A 25,365-nucleotide genomic window follows, 5' to 3' on the forward strand; every position below is an offset into this window, starting at 1 on the left:
GACTCAGCGGCCCGTCGGCCCCGCACCTCTCACACGTTCCTCCGGTACTGGCCGCCGACCTCGAAGAACGCTTCGGTGACCTGCTGGAGGCTGCAGACCCGTGCCGCGTCCATGAGGACCGCGAACACGTTCTCGTTGTTCATGGCGGCCTGCTTGAGCCGCTCGATCGCCTGCTCGGCCTCCTCCCGGTGCGCCTCCCGGAACGCCTGGACCCGCCGCAGCTGCGACTCCTTCTCCTCCTCGGTGGCGCGGGCCAGTTCGATCTCCTGGGCCGAGCCGTCGTCCCCGGAGGGCGGCAGGAAGGTGTTGACGCCGATGATGGGCAGCGAGCCGTCGTGCTTGCGCTGCTCGTACAGCATCGACTCGTCCTGGATGCGGCCGCGCTGGTAGCCGGTCTCCATCGCGCCGAGCACGCCGCCGCGCTCGTTGATGCGGTCGAACTCGGCGAGCACGGCCTCCTCCACCAGGTCGGTGAGTTCGTCGATGATGAAGGAGCCCTGGAGCGGGTTCTCGTTCATCGCCAGACCCCACTCGCGGTTGATGATCAGCTGGATGGCCAGCGCCCGGCGCACCGACTCCTCGGTGGGGGTGGTGATGGCCTCGTCGTAGGCGTTGGTGTGCAGGCTGTTGGCGTTGTCGTAGATCGCGATGAGCGCCTGGAGCGTGGTGCGGATGTCGTTGAACTGCATCTCCTGGGCGTGCAGGGACCGTCCCGACGTCTGCACGTGGTACTTCAGCTTCTGGGAGCGCTCGTTGGCGCCGTACTTGTCGCGCATGGCCACCGCCCAGATGCGGCGGGCCACCCGGCCCAGCACCGAGTACTCGGGGTCCATGCCGTTGGAGAAGAAGAACGACAGGTTGGGCGCGAAGTCGTCGATGTGCATGCCCCGGGCGAGGTACGCCTCGACGTAGGTGAAGCCGTTGGCGAGGGTGAACGCGAGCTGGCTGATCGGGTTCGCCCCGGCCTCGGCGATGTGGTAGCCGGAGATGGACACCGAGTAGAAGTTGCGGACCCCGTTGGCGATGAACCACTCTTGGATGTCGGCCATCATCCGCAGGGAGAACTCGGTGGAGAACAGGCAGGTGTTCTGGCCCTGGTCCTCCTTGAGGATGTCGGCCTGCACCGTGCCGCGCACCGACCGCAGCGCGTGGGCGCGCACCTCGGCGGCCTCCTGCTCGTCCGGTTCGCGGCCGTGCTTCTCCCGGAAGGCGTCGAGCTGCTGGTCGATGACGGTGTTGAGGAAGAACGCCAGCACGGTGGGGGCCGGGCCGTTGATGGTCATCGACACCGAGGTGGTGGGCGCGGCCAGGTCGAATCCGGCGTACAGCTCCTTCATGTCGTCCAGGGTGGCCACGGAGACGCCGGAGGTGCCGACCTTGCCGTAGATGTCGGGGCGGCGGTCGGGGTCGCGGCCGTAGAGGGTGACGGAGTCGAACGCGGTGGACAGCCGGGTGGCGGGCTGGCCCTCCGACAGGAGTTTGAAGCGCCGGTTGGTGCGGAACGGGTCGCCCTCGCCGGCGAACATGCGGGCGGGGTCCTCGTTGTCGCGTTTGAACGGGAAGACGCCCGCGGTGAACGGGAAGAAGCCGGGCAGGTTCTCGCGCCGCCAGAACGACACGAGTTCGCCGTGGTCGGTGTAGCGGGGCAGGGCGACCCGGGGGACCTTCGTGCCGGCCAGGGACTCGCGGGTGAGCCGGGTGCGGATCTGGCGGTCGCGCACCGTCACGACCTGCTCCTCACCGGAGTAGGACGCCACCACCTCGGGCCAGTTCGCGATCTGCTCGGCGATCTCCTGCGGCAGCTGCCGGCGGGCCTCGGCGAGCACCTCCTCGACGGCGGCGGTGTCGTGGCCGGCGTCGGCGAGATCCTTGGCGGTCTCCTCCAGCCGCTGGACGCGGCGGGCCGCCTCGGCGAGCCGCTGGGTCTCGGCGCGGTAGGCGCGCACGGTCTCGGCGATCTCGGAGAGGTAGCGGACCCGGCTGGAGGGGACCACCTGGGTGATGCCGCTGGAGTGGCGGACGTCGACGCGCGGCAGGACGCCCCCGGCCACCGGGAGGCCCCGTTCCGCGAGGAGGCCGCGCAGGTGCTGGTAGAGCGCGGTGACGCCGTCGTCGTTGAAGGTCGCCGCGGAGGTGCCGAACACCGGCATGTCCTCGGGTCTGGCGCCGAACGCCTCGCGGTTGCGCACCATCTGGCGGCCGACGTCGCGCAGGGCGTCCTTGGCGCCGCGCCGTTCGAACTTGTTGATCGCCACCACGTCGGCGAAGTCGAGCATGTCGATCTTCTCCAGCTGGGAGGCGGCGCCGAACTCGGGGGTCATCACGTACATGGCGACGTCCACGTACGGCACGATCGCCGCGTCGCCCTGGCCGATGCCCGGGGTCTCCACGATGACCAGGTCGAATCCGGCGGCCTTGGCCACGTTGATCACGTCGTCGAGGTGGTCGGGGACCTCGCGGCTGCCGCGGGTGGCCAGGGAGCGGAAGAAGATCCGGTCGCCGTCGAGGGAGTTCATGCGGATGCGGTCGCCCAGCAGCGCGCCGCCGCCGCGGCGGCGGGTGGGGTCGATCGCGATGACCGCGATGCGCAGCTTGTCCTGCTGGTCGAGGCGGAAGCGGCGCACCAGTTCGTCGGTGAGGGAGGACTTGCCGGAGCCTCCGGTGCCGGTGATGCCCAGGACGGGGACGTCGGCGGCGGCCGAGCGCAGTCGGGAGCGCTCCTCGTCGGAGAGGCAGCCGAGTTCGGCTCCGGTGATGGCGCGGGCCAGGGCGAACCGGTCGCCGGAGGCCACGGACTCCACGTCGACCCGGCGGTGCTCCCACAGGTCGAAGTCGCAGTCGCGGATGAGGGTGTTGATCATTCCGGGCAGGCCGAGGCGCTGGCCGTCCTGGGGGGAGAAGATCGTCACCCCGGACTCGCGCAGGCGGGCGATCTCCTCGGGGACGATGACGCCGCCCCCGCCGCCGTACACCTTGACGTGGTCGGCGCCGTGTTCGCGGAGCAGTTCCGCCAGGTACTCGAAGTACTCGACGTGGCCGCCCTGGTAGGAGCTGACCGCGACGCCCTGGACGTCCTCTTCCAGCGCGGCGTCCACCACTTCGCGCACCGACCGGTTGTGTCCCAGGTGGATGACCTCGGCTCCCTGCGACTGCAGGATGCGTCGCATGATGTTGATCGCCGCGTCGTGCCCGTCGAACAGGCTGGACGCGGTGACGAACCGGACGGGGTTCGTCGGACGGTGCAGCGAGTCCGGCTTGGCCTTGTCGTTCATCGGGACCTCCCGGATCGAGAAGCGGATTAGTAGGACGCCCAACTAAATAGTAGGACATCCTAGTTTCTGGGCTCCAGCCCGCCCTCCCCCTTCCCGCCCCACAGTGTTCCCCCCGGCGACGGGCGGACACTTCCGGTCCCGTGGCCGGCCCGCCGCGGCCCCGCCCCGGTCCCCCGGTACCGCGCCCGGAAAAATCACCGGTCAGCACATTCCTCGGGGCAATCCGGGTACCGGTGGGCGCATGACCGTTCCCACGCACCCCAACGGCCGCCGTCGGCCCGGGTCCGGGTGAGGGCGGCATGCGACTGCTGGGCGCTCTCCTGCACGCCGGACGGCGGTGGCTGACCTCCGAGCTGCCCGCCGTCCGGGACCGCCTGTCCGAGAACTTCTGGCCGGTCGTGCACGCCGTCGTCGCGGGAACCGTGGCGTGGCTGCTCGCCAAGAACCTCACCGCCACCCACGATCCGTTCTTCGCACCGATCGCGGCGGTCATCGCGCTCAACGCCTCGGCCAGCGAACGGGGCGCCAACGCCGTCCGCCTGCTGCTGGGGGTGGTCATCGGCATCCTGGTGGGCGAGCTGACCCTGGCCCTCGTCGGCGCGAACTACCGGGGCCTGGCCATCGCCATCGGCGTGGCCATGATCTTCGCCATCGTGGTCAACTTCGCCCGGCTGGTGATCGGCCAGGCCGCCGTCAGCGCGATGCTCATCGTGACCTTCGCCGAGGAGGCCAGCCTGCACCGGCTCGCCGACGCGCTGATCGGCGCCGGGGTGGCCCTGGTGATCAGCCAGCTGCTGTTCCCGGTACGGGTGGTCGCCATCCTGCGCCGCGCCGAGGCCGAGGCGCTGGCGGAGATGGCGCGGATGCTCGACGACACCGGACACGCGCTGGCCCGCGACGACGACGTCTCCGCCGAGGAGACCGTCGACCGGCTGGGCGGGCTGAGCAAACCGATCTCCAACCTCACCCAGACGAGGGAGAGCAGCCGGCACACCGTGCGCAGCTCCACCATCCGGTGGGGGGACCTGGAGCCGATCACCCGGGAGGACGAACACGTCGACCGGCTCGTCTACCTGGGGGAGAGCTGCCTGACCCTGGCCCGCACCACCGCGGCGATGAGCACCGAGGAGCGGCACCGGTTCGCTCCGATGGTGTGCGAGATCGCGGCGTCGCTCGACATGCTCGCCAAGGACCTCAACAACCGGGCCACCCGCCAGCGCGCGGTCGACCGGGCCCTGGAGGCCGCCCGCCCATTCGGCGGCCGCCCCTCCGACGACGACCCGCTGACCGTCTCCACGCACCTCGCCGTGCTGCTGGTCGCCACCGACATCATGCTGTTCGCCGGGATCGACCCGCAGGACGTCCAGGGCGCGCTCGAGGAGGACATCGACCGGCCGCGCGTCACCCGGCCGGTCGCGGTGCCGTGGCTGCCGTGGGTGTCGTGGCGGCCCCAGCTCTCGATGCAGGCCAGGGTGCAGAAATGGCGGACCCGTCTTTCCGAGTTCGTCTCCCGGGAAGAGGACCGGAAGGAAGCGGAGGCGGAGAGCCGACGGGACCGGCAACAGCGGAACGTCCAGTGAGGAAGACAGCATGCGCGCTCTGACGGTGGTCCCCGGAAAAGCCGGATCGGTGGAGGTCGGCGAGGTCCCGGAGCCCGTGGCGGGCGAGGGGGAACTCCTCGTCGACGGTGTGGCGTTGGGCATCTGCGGCACCGACCACGAGATCGTCGGGGGCCTGCACGGCTCGGCCCCCGAGGGCGCGGACCGGCTGGTCCTGGGCCACGAGTCGCTGGGCCGGGTGCGCGCGGCCCCGCCCGGCAGCGGCTTCGCCCCGGGCGACCTGGTGGTCGGGGTCGTCCGCCGCCCGGACCCCCAACCCTGCGGGGCGTGTGCGCACGGCGACTTCGACGCGTGCCGCAACGGCCGGTTCACCGAACGCGGCATCAAGGAGCGGCACGGCTACGGCTCCGAGCGGTGGACGGTGGAGGCCGAGTACGCGGTCCGGCTCGCCCCGGAACTGGAGGAGGTCGGCGTCCTGCTGGAACCCGCCTCGGTGGTGGCCAAGGCGTGGGAGCAGATCGAACGCGTCGGCGGCCGCTCCTGGTTCGACCCGCGGCGCCTGCTCGTCACCGGCGCCGGCCCCATCGGGCTGCTGGCCGCCCTGTTCGGCCTGCAGCGCGGCCTGGAGGTGCACGTCCTCGACCAGGTGGACAGCGGTGTGAAACCGGAACTGGTGGCGGCCCTCGACGCGACCTACCACACCGGCGGCCTCGCCGAGGTCGCCGCGGCGGTCAACCCGGAGGTGGTCGTCGAGGCCACCGGGGCGCCCCGGCTCGTCCTCGACGCGATCACCACCAACGCGCCCTTCGGGGTCGTCTGCCTCGTCGGGCTGTCCTCCGCCGGGACGCGGATCCCCGTGGACGCCGGGGCGCTCAACCGGAGCATCGTCCTGGAGAACGACGCGTTCTTCGGCTCGGTCAACGCCAACCTGCGCCACTACGAACTGGCCGCGCGCGCCCTGTCCTGGGCCGACCGCACCTGGCTGACCCGGATGATCACCCGGCGCCTGCCCCTGGAACGCGCGCACGAGGCGTTCCGGGACGGCGGAGCCGACGACGTGAAGGTGGTCGTCGACCTGTGACCGGGGGGACGGTGCGCGGCGGCGCCCCCGGCGTGCCGGGCCGGGGTCAGAGGAAGGCGCGCAGGGCCGCGTGGAACTCCTCGGGGCGGTCGCGGGGCAGCAGGTGTCCGGCCCGCGGAATCCGCAGCAGCTCGGCCCCGGGGATGAGCCGGGCGGCCTCCTCGACGGCGGACAGCGGCACGGCGGTGTCCGCGTCGCCGCGCACCACCAGGGTGGGGGCGGTGATGCGGGGCAGCAGCGGGCGAAGGTCGGTGCGCATGCGGCGCCAACCGTAGGAGCGGATCTGCCAGTCGTCCAGGGCGAGTTCCCCCGCCTCGTGCTTGGCGCGCGCCTCCTCCTCGGCCAGTGCGGCGATCTCCGCGAAGTCCGGGTTGCGTTCGCCCTCGACGAGGGCCGCCGCCAGCGTGGCGCGGAGCAGCCGCGGACCGCGGGCGAGCAGCACCGTGGCGAGCCGCAGCAGAAAAGGCGTGTGCAGCAGCAGGTAGGTGGTGCCCTGGGCGATCCGGCGGCCCTCCATGCCGCCGGGGGCGACCAGCACCAGCCGGTCCACCCGTTCGGGGCGGCGCGCGGCGAACCCGGCGGCGATGCCGCCGCCGAGGGAGAGCCCCACCAGGCTCGCCCTCGACAGTTCCCAGTGGTCCAGCAGTTCGGCCAGGACGGCTTCCAGGCCCTCCTGGTCGGTCGGTCCGTGCCACGGGCGGCTGCCGCCGTGGCGCGGCAGGTCGGGGGCGAACACCCGGTGGGAGTCGGCCAGCGCGGCGACCGTCCGCCCCCAGGTGAGCGGGGCGGTGTCGAGCATGGCCCCGTGGAGCAGGACCACGGCGGGCCCGGACTCCCCGGCCCGGTAGTAGCGGACGGGTCCGTGGTCGGTGCGGAGGTCGTGGACGGTGGCGGCGTCGAGGGGCACGGGCGCTCTCCTCTCACTCTCGGCGTGCGCTGTCGGGCGGGGGCTGCGCTGCGGCGGCCAGGTCGGCGAGGAAGGAGTCGAAGACGCGCCGCCCGTCCGCGGAGTCGGCGCCGGGACCGGTCTCGAAACCGTCGGCGAGGAGTGCGCTGAGCGCCTCCAGGGTCTCCTCCAGCGGCGGGGCCGCCTCGGAGCCGACCGTGGACTCGATGGCGACCAGGCCGACGGAGAGGATGCCGAGCACGTGGGCGACGGCCTCTGCGGCCAGGTCGGCGCGGATGAGCCCGGCCCGCTGCATGCGGGAGACGAACTCCACCACCAGGCGCTGCCGGGGGCCGTAGCGTTCGGGGCCGCGCCGCCGCACGACGTCGCCCAGCACCTGGCTGTCGGCGGTGTAGAGGGCGCGCATGAGCGGGTCCGCGGCGAGCGCGCCCAGCGCGTGCCGGTAGACGGTGGACAGCCGCGCCCCCACGGGGTCCTCGCGCACGGCGCGGGCGACCGCCCCGGTCAGCCGCCGCGTCTGGCGGTCCAGCAGGGCCTCCAGTACGGCCTCCTTGCTCGGGAACTCCCGGTAGATGGCGCCCTTGGCGATTCCCGCGGCGCGGGCGACATCGCTGACGCTGGTCTTGGCGTAGCCGTACCGGGCGATCAGTTCCGCTGCCGCGTCGAGGATCCGCTCCGCTCGTTCCGCTCCCACGTCGTGACTCCATGACCGTTTTGGTTCTTCTGGTCACAGCCTAGTGGAGGCCCGCCCCGCCGTCCGCACCGGGCGGGGCGGGCCTCCGCATCGGGAGGAAGAGCGGCCAACCGCCGGAAAAATGCTTCCGCCCCCTTGGACGACAACAATCTTCCACAGCGGGACAAAGTGTTTCCCAGAGGATTTTTACCCGCCCGGCCCTGCCGCCACAAAACCATCTGAGCAGGGAGAATGTAGAAATAAATGTTTGATTCAACGGCTTCCGGATATCCGGGACAGAGCCCGAAAACAACGATTCTCCGCGCCTGTCGCAGCAGCATGGCGACGGACCTACGCATTCGGGGGAGCCATGAAGAGGTTTCTTGCCGCACTGGGCCTGTCCCTTTCCCTGGCAGCCGTTCCGTTCACCGGTGTCGCGGCGGCGGAGGGGACACCGGTGCCGGCCCGGTCCGCGGCGGTCTCCGTGGCCGACGGCCAACCGCAGCAGCACCAGCAGCAGTACGACCGGGACAAGGGCGGCGGAGGCTGGGGCCTGTGGGGCCTGACCGGACTCCTGGGGCTGCTGGGCCTGCTGGGGCTGCGCAGGCAGCGGGAGTCGCACGGCAGCACCGCTAGCGGACGCGGCATGCAGTGACCTCCGCACACCCCCGCACAGACCGGTCCTGTTCCCGGCCTTCGCCGCACCGGGAGCGACCGGCCTCCTCCCTCCCGCGCGGAGGGGGGAGGTTCTGTGCTGTCCGCCCGGCTACAGCAGGGGCCGCCACGGCGCCAGGACGGCCTCGCTGAACTTGGCCATGAACGGGCGCCGCCGCCACTCCCCCAGCGTCAGCCGGCGGGCGTTGGTGAGGTCGTTGGCGAACACCTGCTCCAGCCGGGCCGCGACCCCGTCGTCGATGATCTCCACGTTGATCTCGTAGTTCCCGGTGAGGCTCAGCCGGTCGACGTTGGCGGTGCCGACGGTGCTCCACTGGCCGTCGATGGTGGCGGTCTTGGCGTGGACCATGGCGTTCTGGTAGAGCCACAGGCGGACGCCGCCGCGCAGCAGGGCCGTGTAGCACCCGCGAGCCAGCCAGTCGGCGATGACGTGGTTGGACCGTTCGGGGACCAGCACGTCCACCTCCACCCCGCGGCGGGCCGCGGCGATCAGCGCGCTCAGGATCTCCCGGTCGGGGATGAAGTACGCCTGGGTGATGCGGATGCGCTCCTTGGCCCGGTCGATCGCCTCCAGGTACATCGCGCGGATGGGGTAGATGAGCACCTCCGGGACGTTGCGGTGGACCCGGATGCGCGGATGCCAGTGGTCGGCGCCGACGTCCTCCAGCCGCGGCTGGCCGCTCCTGCGGTTGGTGTTCCAGAAGTCGGAGAAGGCGTTCTCCAGCTCCCACGCCGCCGGGCCGACCAGGCGCAGGTGCGTGTCCCGCCACTCGGTGGCGTACACCGCCCCCACGTTGTAGCCGCCGACGAACCCGGTCCGGCCGTCCACGGTGAGGATCTTGCGGTGGTCGCGCCCGGACTTGCGCACGTCGAGCAGCAGCACCCCCGGCCGGAACGCCGGATAGCGGATGACGTTGACCGTCGGCGGGAAGTCGAAGAACCGCCGGGGCACCACCAGGTTGGCGAACCCGTCGTAGACGACGAAGACCTCGACGCCCCGCTCGGCCGCCTCGATCAACGCCCGCTTGAACTCCGCGCCGAGGCGGTCGCCCTTGAGGATGAAGGACTCGAACAGGACGCGGTGCCGTGCGGAGCGGATCGCCGCCAGCATGTCCCGGAAGAGGTCCTCGCCGTAGGTGTAGACCGTGACCTCGGTCCCGTCCACCAGGGTCGTGGCGGGCGCGGTCCGCGGGAACACCGCGCGGTAGGGGCGGACCCGCCTGCGCCAGGTGTCGACGGCGACGAGCGCGGCGGCCACCGCCAGCTGGGCCGCCAGCACGCCGAACAGGATCCGCTTGAGGGCGGTCACGATGGTCTTGCGTCGCACCACTGTCGTCGTCTCCCGTTCCGTGTGCTCCCCGCCCCCGCCGGGCGGCGCGCGGGGCGGTCCCCGTCCGCTCCCCGCGCGGCCGGGGAGCCCCCCTCCTCCCGCCTACCACGCGAACACCCCGAGCCAACCCCCGGCCACCTACCGCACCGGAACCGTTTTTACAGGCGAGACGTCCTACGGGGGAAGTCTGCCAGCTGGTGCGGCGGCCCGCCCGACCGCAGCGGCAGCCCTGTTCGAGGAAGGACACAGTGTGGGTCTGTTCGACATGATCCGCGGCGAGTTCATCGACATCATCGAATGGCTCGACGACAGCCGCGACACGATCACCTGGCGCTTCCCCCGCCACGACAACGAGATCAAGATGGGAGCCAAGCTCGTCGTCCGCGAGGGCCAGCTCGCGGTGTTCGTCAACGAGGGGAGCATCGCCGACGTCTACGCGCCCGGCACCCACACCCTCACCACGCAGAACATGCCCGTGCTGAGCACCCTCAAGGGATGGAAGTACGGGTTCGACTCGCCCTTCAAGGCCGAGGTGTACTTCTTCAACACCCGCCAGTTCACCGACCTGAAGTGGGGCACGCAGAACCCGGTCATCGTCCGCGACCCCGAGTTCGGCATGGTGCGGCTGCGTGCGTTCGGCGGCTACTCCCTGCGCGTCGTCGACCCGCCGCTGCTGCTGCGCGAGCTGGTCGGCACCGACCCGCAGTTCCGCACCGAGGAGGTCGCCGAGCACCTGCGCCAGCGGATCGTGGGCCACCTCGGTCCCGCGCTGGCCGCCAGCGGGCTGTCCGTGCTCGACCTCGCGGCCAACCAGCACGCCATCGGGGAGCGGCTGGCCCAGGTGCTCAGCGCCGAACTCGCGTCGATCGGCGTCGCCGTCCCCCGGTTCATCATCGAGAACATCTCCCTGCCGACCGAGGTGGAGGAGGCGCTCGACAAGCGCTCCCAGATGGGCATCGTGGGCAACCTCGACCAGTACGCCAGGTTCCAGGCGGCCAACGCGATGGAGAGCGCCGCGCAGAACCCCGGCGGCGGCATGGGCGAAGGCATGGGGATGGGCATGGGCATCGCCATGGGCCAGCAGATGGCGGCCGCGTTCGGCGGCGTCCAGCAGCCCCAGCAGCCGCCCGCGGCCCCGGACGGCCCGCCGCCGCTGCCGCCGCAGGAGCAGTGGTACACCGCCGTCAACGGCCGGCAGCAGGGCCCCTTCGACCAGTCCGGACTGCGCGCCCAGGTCGGCGCCGGCGCGCTCACCCCCGACACGCTGGTGTGGCGGACCGGGATGGCGCAGTGGACGCCCGCCCGCCAGGTGCCCGAACTCGCCGGGCTCTTCCCGCAGCAGGGCCCGCCCCCGCTGCCGCCGCAGTAGTCCCCTTCCGGAACGGTCACGCCCCGTTCCGGTCCTCCCCCGCACCCCCACTCCGACCCGTTCCCCGACCGACCGGCGGCCCGACGGCCGCGCGAGCGCCGAGGTTGTCCCCATGTCCAGTCCTCCACCCCCCGTCCCCGCCTCCTCGCCGCAGTACTCCCGGCCCTGCGACGGCTGCGGCGCCCGCGTCGAGTTCGCGCCCGGAACCAACAGCCTGGTCTGCCCCTACTGCGGCCACCGGAAGGAACTCGCCGCCCCCGACCGCGAGGTGCGGGAGCACGATTTCGCCGCGCTCGCGGAACAGCACCGGAAGAGCGCCGCGGACTTCGCCCACCACCGCTTCGTGTGCTCCCGGTGCGGAGCGCACACCCACTCCGACACGCTCTCCCACTCCTGCCAGTTCTGCTCCGCCCCCCTCGTCGCGGACACCGGCGGGGACGAGCAGGTCGCCCCCGAGGCGGTGGTGCTGTTCCAGGTCGACCGGTCCGCGGCCCGCGAGGCGCTGCGCACGTGGACCAGGTCCCGCTGGTTCGCTCCGGGCAGCCTGAAGAAGGTGGCCGACGCGGAGTCGATGAAGAGCACCTACCTGCCGCACTGGACCTTCGACGCCAGGACGGTCTCCGACTACACCGGCCAGCGCGGCGAGTACTACTACGTGAAGGAGACCGACGACGAGGGCAACAGCCGCGAGGTCCGCAAGGTCCGGTGGTATCCCGCGTCCGGGACCGTGCGGCGCGACTTCGACGACGTGCTCGTCGTCGGCACCGAGAAGGTGCCGACCGGGCGGCTGAAGGCGCTGGAGCCGTGGCCGCTGCGCGAGGCCCGCCCCTACCGGCCGGACTACCTGGCCGGACACCACACCCTGCGCTACGACGTCGACCCCCGGGCGGGGCTGGAGGACGCCAAGCAGCAGATGGCGTCGGTCATCCGGCGGGACTGCGAGAAGGACATCGGCGGCGACACCCAGCGCGTGTCCTCGGTCGAGACCCGCTACCGGGACGTCACCGGCAAACTGGTGCTGCTGCCCGTGTGGATCGCCTCCTACCTGCACGGCGGCAAGAGCTGGCAGGTGCTGATCAACGGCTGCACCGGCGAGGTCCACGGCGAGCGGCCCTACAGCGCCGTCAAGATCGTCGCCGCCGTCCTCGCCGCCCTGGCGGTGCTCTCCCTCCTCCTGCTGTTCTTCGGCCTGTCGGGGCAGTCCGGGGCCTGACCTCCGTCCCGGCCGGTCCCGCCGCCGGCGGGACCGGAGCCCGGGGCGAACACGGCGCGGTCGTACCGCTACGCTGTGCCTCCAAACCTTCCCACCCAGCCGGAGACACAGCCGCGATGAACCGTTTCCCCACGACCGTGACCGCAGGACTGCTGAGCTGCGTGCTCCTGGCGGCCGCCACGGCCTGCCAGTCCGAGACCGACGAGGGGCCGGACTCCCCGGTCTCCGACGTCACGGGAGCGACCCTGCACACCAGCCTCGGCGACATCGAGGTGGTGCTGCTCCCCGAGGAGGCGCCCGAGACGGTGGCGAACTTCGTGGGGCTGGCCGAGGGGAGCAAGGCCACCAACCCGACCACCGGGGACGACCGGTTCTACGACGGCACGGTCTTCCACCGGGTCATCCCCGACTTCATGATCCAGGGCGGCGACCCCGAGGGCACCGGCCGGGGCGGTCCCGGCTACACCTTCGCCGACGAGATCCGCCCCGACCTGGTGTTCGACGAGCCGGGCAAGCTCGCCATGGCCAACTCCGGCCCGAACACCAACGGATCGCAGTTCTTCGTCACCACCGTCGCCACGCCCTGGCTGGACGGCCGGCACACCATCTTCGGGGAGGTCGCCGACGACGCCAGCCTCGACGTGGCCGTGGCCATCTCGCTGGTGCCCACCGACGGCGCCGACCGGCCGACCGAGGACGTCGTCCTGGAGTCGGTGACCATCCACCGGGCCGACGGCTGACCGGGCCTCACCCGGAGGCGGCGTCCCCGCCGGCCGCTGCGGCCCCGTCCGCTCCGGCCGCGGCGATCCGGTTGAGCACCTCCATGTGGCGGCGGAACGCCCTCCTGCCCTCCGGGGTGAGGCTGAGCCAGGTCTTGGCGCGCCGTCCCGCCCGGGCCTTGTCGACCTTCAGGTAGCCCGCCCGCTCCAGGGTGGTGACGTGCTGCGACAGCGAGGAGTCGCTGACCTCGACGGTGTCGCGGACGTAGCCGAACTCGGCCTGCTCCAGCGGCAGGAGCGTCGCGACGATCGAGAACCGCACGGGCGAGTGGATGACCTGGTCCAGCTCTCGGCGCGGGTGGCTCACCGGGTCCTCCGCCACATCAGCGCCGCGGCCGCCGCGAAGGGCAGCGACATCCCGGCCGCGGCCAGGCTCCACGCCGCGAGCGAGGTGTCGAACTGCCAGCGCACCAGCGGCCCGACGAGCAGCAGGTAGCCGAGGAACCAGACGGCGGCCGCGACCGTGAGGGACCGGGTGGCTCCCCGCGGACGCACGCGGCGCCGTTCCGCCCACCAGGTGACCGGCAGCGTCGCCAGCAGCCACCCCGCGAGCGCGAGGTGGCGCGCGAAGCCGTCGGCGAAGAACGCCTCCACCGCCACGACCAGCACCGCCGAGAGTACCGCCACCGCGGCCAGGTACCAGACGTACCACCGCCCGTCGGCGGCCGCCCGCGCACGCAGCCGCTCCGCCCGGGCGACGTCCCCCGGGGAGAGCGGACGGGCCTCTTCTGCCATCGCGGACTCCTTTCTTCGGTGTTCTGCTCAATCACTTTAGGAATACTAAAGTGATTGAGTCAACCGAAAAGACTTCTCTCGGACTCAAGGAACGGGGCAGCCCTCCGGGGCCCCGGGGCGACCCCGGATAGCCGGGGACGATCCGGGTAGGAGAGCTGGTCCCGCGGTCGAATCGCGGGAAGGCACGACGGACACCGGTGGCGGGGAGGTCCGCGATGGCGGTTCTGGGACACCGTTTCCGACTCGACGGCGCGGCGGGGCCGCGCCGCTGCGGTGATGGCGCACGGCACGGGAGCTGACCCCCGGCGGGGCCGCCCCGTCCCCGTCCGCGACGGTCTCACCAGTGCCGAGGCCGCCGAACGGCTGCGCCGCGACGGCCGCAACACCCCGCCCGCACCCCGGTACACGCTCCCCTTCCTCCTGCTGGTCGGCGAGTTCACCCACTTCTTCGCCCTGCTGCTGTGGGGCGCGGCGGCACTGGCCCTCATCGGCGGACTGCCGGAGGCGGCCCTGGCCATCGCCACCGTGGTCGTGGTCAGCGGCGGCCTCGCGTTCGTCCAGGACTCCTGGGCCGACCGGATCGGCTGGCGGCTCCTCTCCCGCCTCCCCGCGACCGCGACCGCGGTCCGCGACGGCCGGCGGATCCGCGTCCCCGCCGACGAACTGGTGGCCGCCGACGTCGTGCTGCTGACCGCGGGAGACCGCGTCCCCGCCGACCTCCGGCTCACCGAGGCGCACGGCCTGGCCGTGGACGAGGCCCCGCTCACCGGGCGGCGCGCGGTGGTACGGCACGGCGACGGCGACACCGTGTTCGCCGGCACCCACGTCGTCGCCGGTGAGGCCGAGGGCGTCGTGGTCACCACCGGCCCGCGGACCCGGCTCGGCCAGTCCGCCTCCCCGGTCCGCCAGGCCCGGCGCCCCTCCGGCCCGCTGACCGGGGACCTGCGCGACCTGACCGCGTTCGCGGCGGGCGCGGCGGCGGTGACCGCCCTGCTGCTCTTCCTGCTCCCGGTCGTGTCGGGCGTCCCGCCGGCCGCGGCTTTCCTGCCCGCCGTGGGGCTGGCCGTGGCCCTGGTGCCGCTGGGACTGCGCCCCGCCGTCCACCTCTGCCTGGCCTGGACCGCGCAGCGGATGGCGCACGCGAAGGCGCTGCCCCGCCGTCCGGAAGCCACCGAACGGCTCGGCGCGGTGACGTTCCTGTGCGTCCCCGAGGCCGGGGTGCTCACCCGCGGCGAACCCTCGGCCGTCGAGGTGTGGACGCCGCAGGGCACCGTGCGCGTCACGGGGGAGGGGTACGCGCCCGAGGGCGGCCTGGACGGTACCGGTCCCGCCGTGGCCGCGGCCCAGGACCTGGCCATGACCGCGGCGCTGTGCTCCGGCGGCGGCATCCACTTCGCCGACGGCCGGTGGCGGCCGGTGGGCGACCCGGTGGAGGCCGCCTGCCACGTGCTGGCCGCGCGCGCCGGCGCGGACACCTCCCTGTCCGCCGTGGAGGTGCGCTACCCCTTCGACCCGCACCGCCTCCGGGCGTCGGCGTTCGCCAAGGGATCGGTCCACGTCAAGGGCGCCCCCGACGCCGTGCTGCCGCGCTGCCGCAACCCCGGGGGCGCCGAGGCGGCCCTCGCCGCCCTGACGGAACGGGGGCTGCGGGTGCTGGCCGTGGCCCGCCGCGACCTCACCGCCCCGCCGGAGCGGGCCGACGACGCCGAACGCGACCTCACCCTGCTGGGGCTGGTCGGCCTGGAGGACCCGCCCCGCCCCGACGCGCGCGAGGCGGTGGCCCGCTGCCGCCGGGCGGGCGTCCGGACGGCGCTCGTGACCGGCGACGACCCGCGCACCGCCCGGGCCGTGGCCCGTTCGGTCGGGCTGGCCGCGGCCGACGCCCCGGTCCTCACCGGCGCGGAACTCCCCGACGACCTGCGCGGCATCGGGGAGCTGCTGGACCGGGACGGAGCCGTGGTCGCCCGGGCCTCCCCCGAGGACCGGCGGCGGGTGACCGTCGCCCTCCAGCACCGCGGACACGTCGTCGCGACCGCGGGCGGCGGGGCCCACGACGGCGACGCGCTGCGCCGCGCCGACGTCGGCGTGGCGGCGGGCGCACCGGCCTGCGACACCGCCCGGGACGCCGCCGACCTCGTCCTCCTCGACGGCGGCCTCGCCGCGGCCGCCACCGCCGTGGAACTGGGCCGCGGCGCGCGCGCCAACCTCCGCCGCGTCCTGACCTACTGCCTGACCGGCGTCGTCGGCACGGCCGCGCCGTTCCTCGCCTGGGCGCTCAGCGGCGGCGCGGTGCCGCCCGCGCTGAGCCTCCTCCAGGTCCTCGCGCTGACGGTGGGCGTCGACCTGGTTCCGGTGCTCGCCCTGGGCTCGGAGCCGTTCGAACGGCGCGCCCCGCGCGGCCGGCCGCCGTCCGCGTCCTTTCTCGTGGACCGGCGGCTGGCGGTGCGGGCCGCCGGGGTGCTGGGCCCGGTGGCGGCGGTCACCGCGCTGTTCGCCTTCGGGGTGGTGCTGTGGGTCGGCGGCTGGCAGTGGGGGCGGCCGCCCGCTCCCCTGCTGCTGGCCCAGTCCTCGGGGGCGGCCTTCACCACCGCCGTGCTGGGGCGGCTGGCCGCCCTGCTGGCCTGCCGCAGCGAGACCCGGCCGTTCGACGCCGCACCCTGGTCGGGCAACCCGCTGCTGCTGGGCGCGGTCGGGACGCAGGTCCTGCTGCTGTGGGCGTTCCTCACCGTGCCGTCGCTGGCCGGGCGGCTGGGCGGCACGGTCCCCCCGGGGTTCGTCTGGCCCGCGGTCCTGCTCGCGGTCCCGGCGGTACTGGCCGCCGACACGATCCACAAGGTGGTCCGGGAGCACCGCTCGGCCGGTTGAGGACCCGGACGACCGTGCCGCCGCACCCCGTACCCGATCCGGGTGCGGCGTGCGGCGGCACGGTCCGGCGTCAGCCCGCCAGCAGCTCCTTGATGAGGATCGACACCTGTCCGATCTCGGTCAGGAAGCCGTCGTGGCCCGCCGCCGACTCGATGACGCGGACCTCGTCGGCGTCGGGGATGCCCGCCGCCAGTTCCCGCTGCTGGGCCAGCGGGTACAGGTGGTCGCTGCTGACCCCGCCGACCATGGTGCGGGCGGTGACACGGCGCAGCGCCGCGGCCACCCCGCCGCGGCCCCGACCCACGTCGTGGGTGTTCATGGCCTGGGTGAGCACCACGTAGCTGCCCGCGTCGAAGCGGCGGGCCAGCTTGGCCGCGTGGTGGTCCAGGTAGGACTCGACGGCGAACCGGCCCCCCGCCATCGGGTCCTCACCGTCCTGGGCGGCCCGTCCGAACCGCTCGTCGAACTCGGTGGCGCCCCGGTAGGTGATGTGCGCGACACGGCGGGCGATGCCCAGCCCGGCCACCGGTCCGGGGCCGGGACGGTCGTAGTAGTCGCCGCCGTGCCAGTGCGGATCGGCCCAGATGGCGTGCAGCTGCGGCGCGGCCCACGCGATCTGCTGCGCGGAACTGGCCGCGGGGCTGGCCAGCAGCAGCAGCCTGCGCACCCGCTCCGGGTGGGAGGCCGCCCACTCCAGGGCGCGCATGCCGCCCATCGAACCGCCGAGGACCGCGGCCCACGAGTCGACGCCGAACTCGCGCAGCAGGGCGAGTTCGGCGCGCACGGTGTCGCGGATGGTGATCCGGGGGAACCGGGATCCCCACGGTCGGCCGTCGGGCGCGGTCGACGACGGTCCGGTGCTGCCCTGGCAGCCGCCCAGCACGTTGGGGGCGACCACGAAGTACCGGTTGGTGTCCAGCGGCAGGCCGGGGCCGATGATGCCCTCCCACCATCCGGGACTGGGGTGGCCGGGTCCCTCGGGGCCCACCACGTGGCTGTCGCCGGTCAGGGCGTGCAGCACCAGGACCGCGTTGGAGCGGTCCGCGTCGAGACTCCCCCATGTCTCGTACGCCAGCCGGACCCCGCGCAGTTCGCCGCCGTTCTCCAGCGGCAGCGGGTCGGCGAGTTCGACCCAGCGCCGGTTCCCCGGGGGGTCCCCCTCCCGCCACGCGCCGGTGGCGGGAAGGGAACCGGTGGTGTCTCGACTCACTGGTGCGCCTTGGCCGCGCGCAGCCCGGCCTCCAGGTCCGCGCGCAGGTCGTCGACGTGCTCCAGGCCCACGGACAGCCGGACGAGGCCGGGGGTGACCCCGCTGGCGAGCTGCTCTTCGGGGGTGAGCTGGCTGTGCGTGGTGCTGGCCGGGTGGACGATGAGGCTGCGCACGTCACCGATGTTGACGAGCTGGCTGAACAGCTCGGTGCCGTCCACGAGGGCGCGTCCGGCGTCGACGCCGCCGCGCAGCTCGAAGGAGACGATCGCGCCCGCGCCCCTGGGCAGGTACTTCTGGGCGGCCTCGTGGTACGGGTTGGAGGGCAGGCCCGGGTAGTAGACCTTCTCCACCTCGTCGCGGGACTCCAGCCACTCGGCGAGCGCCTGGGCGTTGGCGACGTGCCGGTCCATGCGCAGCGACAGGGTCTCGATGCCCTGGAGGATCAGGAAGCTGTTGAACGGCGAGAGGGCCGCGCCGGTGTCGCGCAGCAGCTGCACGCGCAGCTTGGCGGCGTAGGCGCCCGGTCCCAGCGCCTCCCAGTACTTCAGGCCGTGGTAGCTGGGGTCGGGCTGGACGAAGCCGGGGAAGCGGTCGCCGTGCGCGCCGAAGTCGAAGGTGCCGCCGTCCACCACGATGCCCGCGATGGTGGTGCCGTGGCCGCCGAGGAACTTGGTGGCCGAGTGGACCACGATGTCCGCGCCGTGCTCGATGGGCCGCTGCAGGTACGGCGTGGGCACGGTGTTGTCGACCATCAGCGGCACGCCGACCTCGTGGGCGGCGTCGGCCACGCCGCGCACGTCGAGCACGTTGTTGGCCGGGTTGGGCAGGCTCTCGGCGAAGAACAGCTTGGTGTTGTCGCGGGCCGCCGCGCGCCACTCGGCGAGGTCGTCCTGGTCCTTGAGGAAGGTGACCTCGATGCCGAGCTTGGGCAGGGTGTAGCGGAACAGGTTGTAGGTGCCGCCGTACAGCGACGGGCTGGCCACGATGTGGTCGCCCGCGCCCGCCAGGTTGAGGACGGCGGCGGTGATGGCGGCCGACCCGGATGCGAACGCGACCGCGGCCACGCCTCCCTCCAGGGCGGCCAGACGCTGCTCCAGCACGTCCTGGGTGGGGTTCATGATCCGGGTGTAGATGTTGCCGGGCTCGGCCAGGCTGAACAGGTCGGCGCCGTGCTGGGTGTCCCGGAAGACGTAGGAGGTGGTCTGGTAGATCGGGGTGGCCCGCGCGTTCGTGGCCGGGTCGGGTGCGGCTCCGGCGTGGATCTGCTTGGTCTCGAACGACCACTCTTCGGCGGGCTGGGGCGTGGTGTCTTCAGCGGTCATGGTGCTCCTGTCGAAACGCACTGCTGGAACTGGAGAAAGGCACTGGGCACGGCCGGACCCGTCCGGGATCCGGTGGGCGGTGCGGGAACGAGGTGCGGCTGGTTGGCGGCGCGCCGGTGGCGGTGGACGCGGTGCGGGAAGAGGCGTCGCTATCAGAGCATGCCGCGACAGAGCATGCTGCTCACGCGTGCGTAGTCGACGTGTCGGCGCGAGACGAGCTCAACCATGCTGACGAGGTTAACGGCTGTCTCAGCATTCCGTCCAGGAGTCTCACATTTCGGACAGTGCCGTCTGGCCAGCTCCCACCGTACCGGACGGCCCGAAACACGGCTCGCACCGTTCCGGATACGTTCTGCCCCCCGGCGCGGTACGGCGTCTGGGAGAATGGCGGCCGTGCGTGTCGCCATGCTGGGTCCGTTCGAACTGCGGGACAGGAGCCACCACCCTGTCGACCTGGGCGGACACAGGGTCGCGGCCCTGGTCGCGCGGCTCGCCCTGGCCCCCGGCACGCTCGTGTCCACCGACACACTGGTCGCGGACCTGTGGGACGGCTCCTCCGCCCGGGGCGGCGCCAACGCGGTGCAGCGCCTGGTCTCCCGCGCCCGCCAGGCGCTGCGGGAGCACGGTGTGGACGACCTGGCGATCGTCTCGCGGCGCGGCGGCTACCTGCTCCGCGTCGACCCCGGGGAGGTGGACGCCGTCGCCTTCGAGCGGGCGGCCGCCGAGGGGCGGCGGCTGCTGCGCGAGGCGGCCGACGAACGCGCCGCCGACACCCTGCGGCGCTGCCTGGACCTGTGGCGCGGCCCGGCCCTGGTGGAGTTCACCGCCGTCGACTTCGCGCGGGCGGCCGCGGACCGGCTGGCGGAACTGCGGACGGCCGCGGCGGAGGACCTGTTCGAGGCCGGACTCCGCCTCGGCCGCGCCGCGGAACTGCTGCCGGAGCTGACCGCGCTGCACGCCGACCATCCGCTGCGCGAGCGCACCGCGGGCCTGCTGATGCTCGCGCTGCGCGACTGCGGCCGGCGCGCCGAGGCGCTCGCCGTCCACGAACGCCTCCGGTCCGCGCTGGCCGAGGAGTTCGGTGTCGACCCCTCCCCCTGGGTCTCCGGAATCCACCTGGAGCTGCTGCGCGACGACACGGCCCGGCCCGCCGCGCGGCGCGCGCCGACGGCCCCGGCCGCCCGTCCGCCCAGCGGCCTGACCCGGTTCGTCGGCCGGGAGGAGGAGCTCGCCGAACTGGACCGGGCGCTGACGCGTTCCCGGCTGGTGACCCTCTTCGGCCCGGGGGGCGCGGGCAAGACCCGGCTGGCCGCCGAGTACGCCCTCCGGTCGGAGCGGGCCGGCCGCCCCGTCCGGTTCGTCGAACTGTCCTCCCCGCCCGGGGACGCGGACCTGGCCGAGACGGTCGCCGCCGCGCTGGGGGTCAGCCGCCCGCCGCTGACCGAACCGCCGTCCGCGGGCTGGGACCGCCTCGACCAACTGGCCGCCGCCCTGTCCGAGGAGCGGACGCTGCTGGTCCTGGACAACTGCGAGCACCTGGTCGACGAGGTCGCCGTGTTCGTCCACCGCCTGCTGGACCGCTGCCCGGGGCTGGCCGTGCTGGCGACGAGCCGCGAGCCGCTGGCGCTCCCCGGGGAGGCGCTGTGCCCGCTGGGCCCCCTCCCGGTCCCCGCCTCCCCCGACGACGCGGCGGAGTCCGCCTCGGTCCAGCTGTTCCGCGACCGGGCGGGCCTGGTCCGTCCCGGGTTCACCGTCGACGCGGACACGGTGCGGGCGGTGGTCGAGATCTGCCGTCGACTGGACGGGCTGCCCCTGGCCATCGAACTGGCCGCCGCCCGGATGCGCACGATGACCGTCCAGCAGGTCGCCGACCGCCTCGACGACCGGTTCCGCCTGCTCTCCGGCAGCCGCGCCTCGACCGCGCGGCACCGCACCCTGCGCGCGGTGCTGGACTGGAGCTGGCACCTCCTCGAAGACGCCGAGCGCGCACTGGCCCGGCGGCTGTCGGTCATGGTCGGCGACGCGACCGCCGAGTCGGCCGCGCGGGTGTGCGCGGGAGCGGACCTGCCCCCCGAGGACGTGCTCTACCTGCTGTCGTCCCTGGCCGAGAAGTCGCTCGTGCGGGTGGTGGAGCGGCCCCCGGGCGAGGCCCGCTACCGGATGCTGGAGACCACCCGCGCCTACTGCCGGGAGCGCCTGGTGGAGGCGGGGGAGCTGGCCGCCACCGAGAACGCGTGCACCGCCTACTTCCTGGAGTTGGCCGAGCGCGCCGCCGAGGGGCTGCGCGGCGCCGACCAGCCCCGGGCGCTCGCCCTGCTGGACGCCGAGCACGACAACCTCGTCCGGTCCCTGGGCCGGGCGGTGGACGCGGACGACACCGCCACCGCGGTCCGCTTCTGCCTGGCCCTGACCTGGTACTGGGTGATGCGCGGCCGATACGCCGAGGCGGACCGCTGGTTCGGGGCTCTGGCGGCTCTCGGGGACCGGGTCCCTCCGGACGCCAGGGCGGTGTTCGCCACCACCCACATGGTGATCCCGGTGCCGCTGGACGCGGACCGGGCCCGCAGGACCGCCGAGGCCGCCGCGCTGGCCGAGGCGACCGACGCCGTGGCCGAGCACCCGGTCATGGCCGTCGTCGAACCCAAGTGCTGGCTGCTCGTGGGCGACTACGCGCGCCTGACCGCCCGCGCCGAGCGCGCCCGGCGCCACCCCGACCCGTGGGTGAACGCGGCGGGCGAGGCCTCCCTGGCCCTGGCCGCCGAGGCGTCGGGGGACGTGGGCGCGGCCGAACGGCACGTGAGCGCGGCCCTGGAGGGGTTCCGCGCGCTCGGCGACCGGTGGATGTACGGACAGCTGATCGGCCAGTGGTCGGAGTTCCGGTCGCTGGGCGGGCGCAACCGCGAGGCCGTGCGCGGCCTGGAGGAGGCGCTGGAGGCGGTCCGGCAGGTGGGCTCCGCCGACGACCTCACCCCGCTGCTCATCCGGCTGGGCTCCGAGCGGCTGCGGTCGGGACTGCTCGACGAGGCGGAGAGGAGTTTCACCGAAGCGCTGGCCGCGACCCGCTCGCCCGCACCCGAGTACCGGATCATGGTCCTGGTCGGACGGGTGGAGCTGGCGTTGGCGCGGGGCCGCCCCGACGAGGCCCGCGCCCTGCTGGACGAGGCGCTGGTCCTGCTCGACGACGCCGTGTTCGGCGTGCTGCCGCTGCGGGTGGAGGTGGCGCGTCGGACGGCCGCGCTGGAGGTGGACCGGGGCGCGGTGGCGGCGGCCGGGGAGGCCGCCGCCACCGCCGCGCGGCTGGCCGCCGAGTCCGGGGACATGGCGCTGCGCGCGAAGGCCGCCGAAACGGCGGCGGAGGTCGCCCTGGCCGAAGGCGCCCCCGAGCGGGCCGCGCGGCTGCTCGGCGAGGCCGCGCGGCTGCGCGGGGTGCCCGACGACGGCAGTCCGCGGGTGCGCTCCCTGACCGCGTCGCTGCGCGCCGCCCTCGGGGACGACGGCTACCTGCGGAACTACCGGGCCGGGCGCCGGGGAGCCGACTGACCGCCGCGGTACGGGTTCAGCAGACGCTCTCCCGCCGCAGGAAGGCCAGGACCGCCAGGACCCGCCGGTGCCCGGTGGTGGTGGAGTTCAGGCCCAGCTTGGTGAAGATGTTGCCGATGTGCTTGCTGACCGCGGCCCCGGACAGCCCGAGCAGGCCGCTGATGCGGGTGTTGTCGTGCCCTTCGGCCATCAGCGCCAGGACCTCGCGTTCGCGGGCGGTGAGGGAGGCCAGCGGGTCGTCGGCGGCGTGCTGCCGGTTGAGCAGTTGGGAGATCACCTCGGGATCCAGGGCGGTGCCGCCCGCGGCGACGCGGCGCAGCGCCCCCATGAACTCGGTGATGTCTCCGACCCGGTCCTTGAGCAGGTAGCCGATGCCCCCGGCGTCGTCGCCCAGCAGTTCCGCCGCGTAGCCCTCCTCGACGTGCGCCGAGAGGACCAGCACGGGGAAGCCGGGGCGGGCGCGCCGGAGCGCGGCGGCGGCCCGCAGTCCCTCGTCGCGGAAGTCGGGGGGCAGCCGCACGTCGACCACGACCACGTCGGGGTCGCGCTCCTCGACCATGCCCCAGAACTCCGGGAGGTCGGAGGCCGCTCCGACGACCTCGAACCCCTCGGTCTCCAGCAGCAGGACGAGTCCCTGGCGCAGCAGGGTGTCGTCCTCGGCGATCAGGACGCGCACGGCAACACCACCCGGATCACTGTCGGCCCCCCGGCGGGGCTGACCACTTCTGTCCGCCCGTCGAAGGCGGCCACTCTGCGCCGTATCCCGACCAGGCCGGTCCCGTCCTCCTCGGAGGCGCCGCCCTTCCCGTCGTCGGTGACCTCGATGTGCAGGGCCGTGCCGGTCCCGCGCAGCTCGACCCGGACGTGTGCCGCGTCGGCGTGCTTGACCGCGTTCGTGAGGGCTTCGGCGACGACGAAGTAGGCGGTGGCCTCCAGCGCGGCGGGGGCCCGGGACAGGCCGGCGGTCTCGACGGTGCACGGGAGGGGGCAGCGTGCGGCCAGCGCGGAGACCGCGCTGGCCAGTCCGCGGTCGGCGAGGATCGGCGGATAGATGCTGCGGACGACCTGCCGCAGTTCGGCGAGCGCGTCGTCGGCGGCTCCCCGGGCGGTCCGGATCAGTTCCGCGGCCCGGTCCGGGTCGGTGTGCAGCATCCGCTCCACCAGGCCGAGGTGCATGCGTACGGCGACCAGCCGGTTCTGCGTACCGTCGTGCAGGTCGCGTTCGATGCGGCGCAGCTCGGCGCCGTGCGCCTCCAGCGCCTCGCTCCTGGAGGCGGTCACCTCGGCCAGGCGCGCGGCGACCCCGGCCCTGCCGACGGCGGTGAGCAGCCCGTGGGCGGTGCGGGCGTGGAGTTCGGCCATGCGCGGGACGGCCAGGACGAGCGCCGCGACGTAGCCGAGGCCGCCGACGGGGGTCAGCAGCGCCGTGGACCAGGACTCGACCGGCTGCCCGACCGGATTGACGGCGATTCCCTCGGGAAGCGCCCACCACCACAGCGGGGTCGTCAGGGAGACGGCCGCGCCGACAATGAGGACGAGCGCGAAGAATCCGGCCGGCAGCCCGACGGCGGCGTTCACCGCGATCCAGCAGAGTTCCCGCCAGGGGCGAAAGTCCGCGGGTGGTCGGATCCCGTCGGGACGGACCGTTTCGGTCCCCCTGCCGAGGAATTCCGCGGCGAGACGGCGGTCACGTTCGGCGACCCTTTTCACGATGCCGCGGAAGAACCGGCCCAGCGGAATCCCGACCACGATCACGGACAGCCCCTGGGCGAGGAGCACCCCGCAGATCAGCGGCCACCCGGCGAGCGCGCCGAGATGGCACGAGGCCAGGTACCGCAGGCTTCTCCCGACCCTGCGCGCGGTTGGTACAGCCGCTTCCCCCCGTGGGAAACAATTGCGGATCCGGACACCCGAAAATGTTTCCACCGTTCTTTCCGTCTCCCCACCACTGCCCCCGAAAAAAGCACAGAGCACGGTTTAACGGCCTATGGTACCGTCACGACGATTATGCAGACAGTCACGTCTGATGACAAGTGATCCGGGAGAACACGGAGTGACGGGAATCGGCTTCCGGGACCACATCCGGAAGGAAACTGAATCGAATTCTGACAGCGCACTGAGAATGGAGGGAGTTTACCGGACCTACGGCACCGGAGAGGGCCGGGTGGATGCTCTTCAGGATATTTCCGTAAGGCTTGCCAGAGGCACTTTCACTGCGGTAATGGGGCCGTCCGGTTCGGGCAAGAGCACCCTGCTGCACTGCGCGGCCGGACTGGACCGGCCCACCCGCGGAGAGGTGTGGCTCGGCGGCACTCCCCTGTCCGGGATGCGCGAGGCCCGCCTGACCCGGCTGCGGCGCGAGCGGACCGGGTTCGTCTTCCAGGCCTACAACCTGCTCAACGCGCTGGACGTGCAGGACAACATCACCCTGCCGCTGCGGATCGGCGGTCTTCCGCTGGACCGCGCGTGGAGCGAGCAGGTCGTCTCCCGGGTCGGGATCGCGGACCGCCTGCGCCACCGGCCCTCCGAACTCTCCGGCGGCCAGCAGCAGCGCGTGGCGATCGCGCGTGCCCTGATCACCCGCCCCGACCTGGTCCTCGCCGACGAGCCCACCGGCGCCCTCGACTCCCGGACCGGCCGGCAGGTCCTCGCCCTGCTGCGCGACATCGTGACCGAGCTGGGCCAGACCGTCCTCATGGTGACGCACGACCCGGTGGCCGCCTCCTACGCCCAGAGCGTGCTCTTCCTCGCCGACGGACGCCTGGTGGAACGGCTGGAGTCCCCCACCGCCGAGGCCGTGGCCGAGCGCATGGCCCGACTCGGGGAGGAGTGAGC

The 25,365-nt window shown here is 73.3% G+C and carries 19 protein-coding genes; 9 read left to right on the forward strand and 10 right to left on the reverse strand.

The genetic code is table 11. From position 1 onward, the window contains the following. Positions 1 to 29: 29 nt before the first annotated feature. Positions 30 to 3,272: a fused isobutyryl-CoA mutase/GTPase IcmF gene (icmF, locus tag FOF52_RS15120; protein ID WP_248590606.1), complete on the reverse strand. Its 3,243-nt coding sequence runs from the start codon at positions 3,270 to 3,272 to the stop codon at positions 30 to 32. Between the two features lie 299 nt (positions 3,273 to 3,571). Here icmF and FOF52_RS15125 point away from each other — a divergent pair, with 299 nt between their 5' ends. Together FOF52_RS15125 and FOF52_RS15130 are read left to right on the forward strand one after the other, a co-directional pair. After that, entirely contained in the window at positions 3,572 to 4,852 is a 1,281-nt protein-coding gene (locus FOF52_RS15125; RefSeq protein WP_248590607.1) for an FUSC family protein, read from the forward strand. Positions 4,853 to 4,862: 10 nt separating this feature from the next. After that, on the forward strand, positions 4,863 to 5,912 hold the full coding sequence (locus tag FOF52_RS15130) for a glucose 1-dehydrogenase (protein ID WP_248590608.1): 1,050 nt from the start codon (positions 4,863 to 4,865) through the stop codon (positions 5,910 to 5,912). A 46-nt stretch (positions 5,913 to 5,958) separates the two neighbouring features. On the opposite strand, the gene FOF52_RS15135 is transcribed toward FOF52_RS15130, so the two are convergent. Both FOF52_RS15135 and FOF52_RS15140 read right to left on the reverse strand, forming a co-directional pair. Next, positions 5,959 to 6,819: an alpha/beta fold hydrolase gene (locus FOF52_RS15135; RefSeq protein ID WP_248590609.1), complete on the reverse strand. Its 861-nt coding sequence runs from the start codon at positions 6,817 to 6,819 to the stop codon at positions 5,959 to 5,961. 13 nt (positions 6,820 to 6,832) lie between these two features. Beyond that, the gene (locus FOF52_RS15140; RefSeq protein ID WP_282573509.1) at positions 6,833 to 7,513 is read right to left on the reverse strand and encodes a TetR/AcrR family transcriptional regulator; all 681 of its coding nucleotides are present in this window, start codon (positions 7,511 to 7,513) and stop codon (positions 6,833 to 6,835) included. Between the two features lie 349 nt (positions 7,514 to 7,862). Between FOF52_RS15140 and FOF52_RS15145 the strand changes: the two genes are divergently transcribed. Continuing rightward, positions 7,863 to 8,147 (forward strand): WGxxGxxG family protein, encoded by a 285-nt coding sequence (locus tag FOF52_RS15145; protein ID WP_248590610.1) that lies wholly within the window; start codon positions 7,863 to 7,865, stop codon positions 8,145 to 8,147. A 111-nt stretch (positions 8,148 to 8,258) separates the two neighbouring features. On the opposite strand, the gene FOF52_RS15150 is transcribed toward FOF52_RS15145, so the two are convergent. Next, on the reverse strand, positions 8,259 to 9,497 hold the full coding sequence (locus FOF52_RS15150; protein WP_248590611.1) for a phospholipase D-like domain-containing protein: 1,239 nt from the start codon (positions 9,495 to 9,497) through the stop codon (positions 8,259 to 8,261). 250 nt (positions 9,498 to 9,747) lie between these two features. Between FOF52_RS15150 and FOF52_RS15155 the strand changes: the two genes are divergently transcribed. From FOF52_RS15155 to FOF52_RS15165, 3 genes are all read left to right on the forward strand, one after another. Beyond that, positions 9,748 to 10,866 carry an SPFH domain-containing protein gene (locus FOF52_RS15155; protein WP_248590612.1) on the forward strand — a complete coding sequence of 373 codons (1,119 nt, stop codon included), beginning with the start codon at positions 9,748 to 9,750 and terminating at the stop codon, positions 10,864 to 10,866. Positions 10,867 to 10,978: 112 nt separating this feature from the next. Beyond that, positions 10,979 to 12,079, forward strand: coding sequence for a TFIIB-type zinc ribbon-containing protein (locus FOF52_RS15160; RefSeq protein ID WP_248590613.1), 1,101 nt, complete (start codon positions 10,979 to 10,981; stop codon positions 12,077 to 12,079). A 116-nt stretch (positions 12,080 to 12,195) separates the two neighbouring features. Then, the gene (locus FOF52_RS15165; RefSeq protein WP_248590614.1) at positions 12,196 to 12,819 is read left to right on the forward strand and encodes a peptidylprolyl isomerase; all 624 of its coding nucleotides are present in this window, start codon (positions 12,196 to 12,198) and stop codon (positions 12,817 to 12,819) included. Between the two features lie 7 nt (positions 12,820 to 12,826). Here FOF52_RS15165 and FOF52_RS15170 read toward each other — a convergent pair whose 3' ends face one another. Together FOF52_RS15170 and FOF52_RS15175 are read right to left on the reverse strand one after the other, a co-directional pair. Next, on the reverse strand, positions 12,827 to 13,165 hold the full coding sequence (locus tag FOF52_RS15170; RefSeq protein WP_248590615.1) for a winged helix-turn-helix domain-containing protein: 339 nt from the start codon (positions 13,163 to 13,165) through the stop codon (positions 12,827 to 12,829). Beyond that, on the reverse strand, positions 13,162 to 13,593 hold the full coding sequence (locus FOF52_RS15175; protein ID WP_248590616.1) for a hypothetical protein: 432 nt from the start codon (positions 13,591 to 13,593) through the stop codon (positions 13,162 to 13,164). Before FOF52_RS15175 ends, FOF52_RS15170 begins: the two co-directional genes overlap by 4 nt. A 276-nt stretch (positions 13,594 to 13,869) precedes the next feature. Between FOF52_RS15175 and FOF52_RS15180 the strand changes: the two genes are divergently transcribed. Beyond that, entirely contained in the window at positions 13,870 to 16,458 is a 2,589-nt protein-coding gene (locus FOF52_RS15180; protein WP_248590617.1) for a cation-translocating P-type ATPase, read from the forward strand. A gap of 70 nt (positions 16,459 to 16,528) precedes the next feature. Here FOF52_RS15180 and metX read toward each other — a convergent pair whose 3' ends face one another. Continuing rightward, positions 16,529 to 17,668, reverse strand: coding sequence for a homoserine O-acetyltransferase MetX (gene metX, locus FOF52_RS15185; protein ID WP_248590618.1), 1,140 nt, complete (start codon positions 17,666 to 17,668; stop codon positions 16,529 to 16,531). Beyond that, positions 17,665 to 18,990 carry a bifunctional o-acetylhomoserine/o-acetylserine sulfhydrylase gene (locus tag FOF52_RS15190; protein WP_248590619.1) on the reverse strand — a complete coding sequence of 442 codons (1,326 nt, stop codon included), beginning with the start codon at positions 18,988 to 18,990 and terminating at the stop codon, positions 17,665 to 17,667. The genes metX and FOF52_RS15190 overlap by 4 nt, the downstream gene beginning before the upstream one ends. A gap of 393 nt (positions 18,991 to 19,383) precedes the next feature. Here FOF52_RS15190 and FOF52_RS21950 point away from each other — a divergent pair, with 393 nt between their 5' ends. Continuing rightward, positions 19,384 to 22,530, forward strand: a complete 3,147-nt coding sequence (locus tag FOF52_RS21950) for an ATP-binding protein (protein ID WP_282573511.1) — start codon at positions 19,384 to 19,386, stop codon at positions 22,528 to 22,530. Positions 22,531 to 22,546: 16 nt separating this feature from the next. Here the strand turns inward: FOF52_RS21950 and FOF52_RS15205 are convergent, their stop codons facing one another. Together FOF52_RS15205 and FOF52_RS15210 are read right to left on the reverse strand one after the other, a co-directional pair. Next, on the reverse strand, positions 22,547 to 23,206 hold the full coding sequence (locus FOF52_RS15205; protein ID WP_248590620.1) for a response regulator transcription factor: 660 nt from the start codon (positions 23,204 to 23,206) through the stop codon (positions 22,547 to 22,549). Next, positions 23,194 to 24,309: a sensor histidine kinase gene (locus tag FOF52_RS15210; protein ID WP_248590621.1), complete on the reverse strand. Its 1,116-nt coding sequence runs from the start codon at positions 24,307 to 24,309 to the stop codon at positions 23,194 to 23,196. Before FOF52_RS15210 ends, FOF52_RS15205 begins: the two co-directional genes overlap by 13 nt. A 343-nt stretch (positions 24,310 to 24,652) precedes the next feature. Here FOF52_RS15210 and FOF52_RS15215 point away from each other — a divergent pair, with 343 nt between their 5' ends. Beyond that, positions 24,653 to 25,363 (forward strand): ABC transporter ATP-binding protein, encoded by a 711-nt coding sequence (locus FOF52_RS15215; protein WP_282573513.1) that lies wholly within the window; start codon positions 24,653 to 24,655, stop codon positions 25,361 to 25,363. Positions 25,364 to 25,365 lie beyond the last annotated feature (2 nt).

The organism is Thermobifida alba (assembly GCF_023208015.1).
GTDB classification, from domain to species: Bacteria; Actinomycetota; Actinomycetes; order Streptosporangiales; family Streptosporangiaceae; genus Thermobifida; species Thermobifida alba.

Excerpts from the sequence above, each read along its gene's own strand:
- icmF (WP_248590606.1), bottom strand. The coding sequence starts at position 3,272 with ATGAACGACAAGGCCAAGCCGGACTCGCTGCACCGTCCGACGAACCCC.
- FOF52_RS15125 (WP_248590607.1), top strand. The coding sequence starts at position 3,572 with ATGCGACTGCTGGGCGCTCTCCTGCACGCCGGACGGCGGTGGCTGACC.
- FOF52_RS15130 (WP_248590608.1), top strand. The coding sequence starts at position 4,863 with ATGCGCGCTCTGACGGTGGTCCCCGGAAAAGCCGGATCGGTGGAGGTC.
- FOF52_RS15145 (WP_248590610.1), top strand. The coding sequence starts at position 7,863 with ATGAAGAGGTTTCTTGCCGCACTGGGCCTGTCCCTTTCCCTGGCAGCC.
- FOF52_RS15160 (WP_248590613.1), top strand. The coding sequence starts at position 10,979 with ATGTCCAGTCCTCCACCCCCCGTCCCCGCCTCCTCGCCGCAGTACTCC.
- FOF52_RS15165 (WP_248590614.1), top strand. The coding sequence starts at position 12,196 with ATGAACCGTTTCCCCACGACCGTGACCGCAGGACTGCTGAGCTGCGTG.
- FOF52_RS15175 (WP_248590616.1), bottom strand. The coding sequence starts at position 13,593 with ATGGCAGAAGAGGCCCGTCCGCTCTCCCCGGGGGACGTCGCCCGGGCG.
- FOF52_RS15180 (WP_248590617.1), top strand. The coding sequence starts at position 13,870 with ATGGCGCACGGCACGGGAGCTGACCCCCGGCGGGGCCGCCCCGTCCCC.
- FOF52_RS15190 (WP_248590619.1), bottom strand. The coding sequence starts at position 18,990 with ATGACCGCTGAAGACACCACGCCCCAGCCCGCCGAAGAGTGGTCGTTC.
- FOF52_RS15215 (WP_282573513.1), top strand. The coding sequence starts at position 24,653 with ATGGAGGGAGTTTACCGGACCTACGGCACCGGAGAGGGCCGGGTGGAT.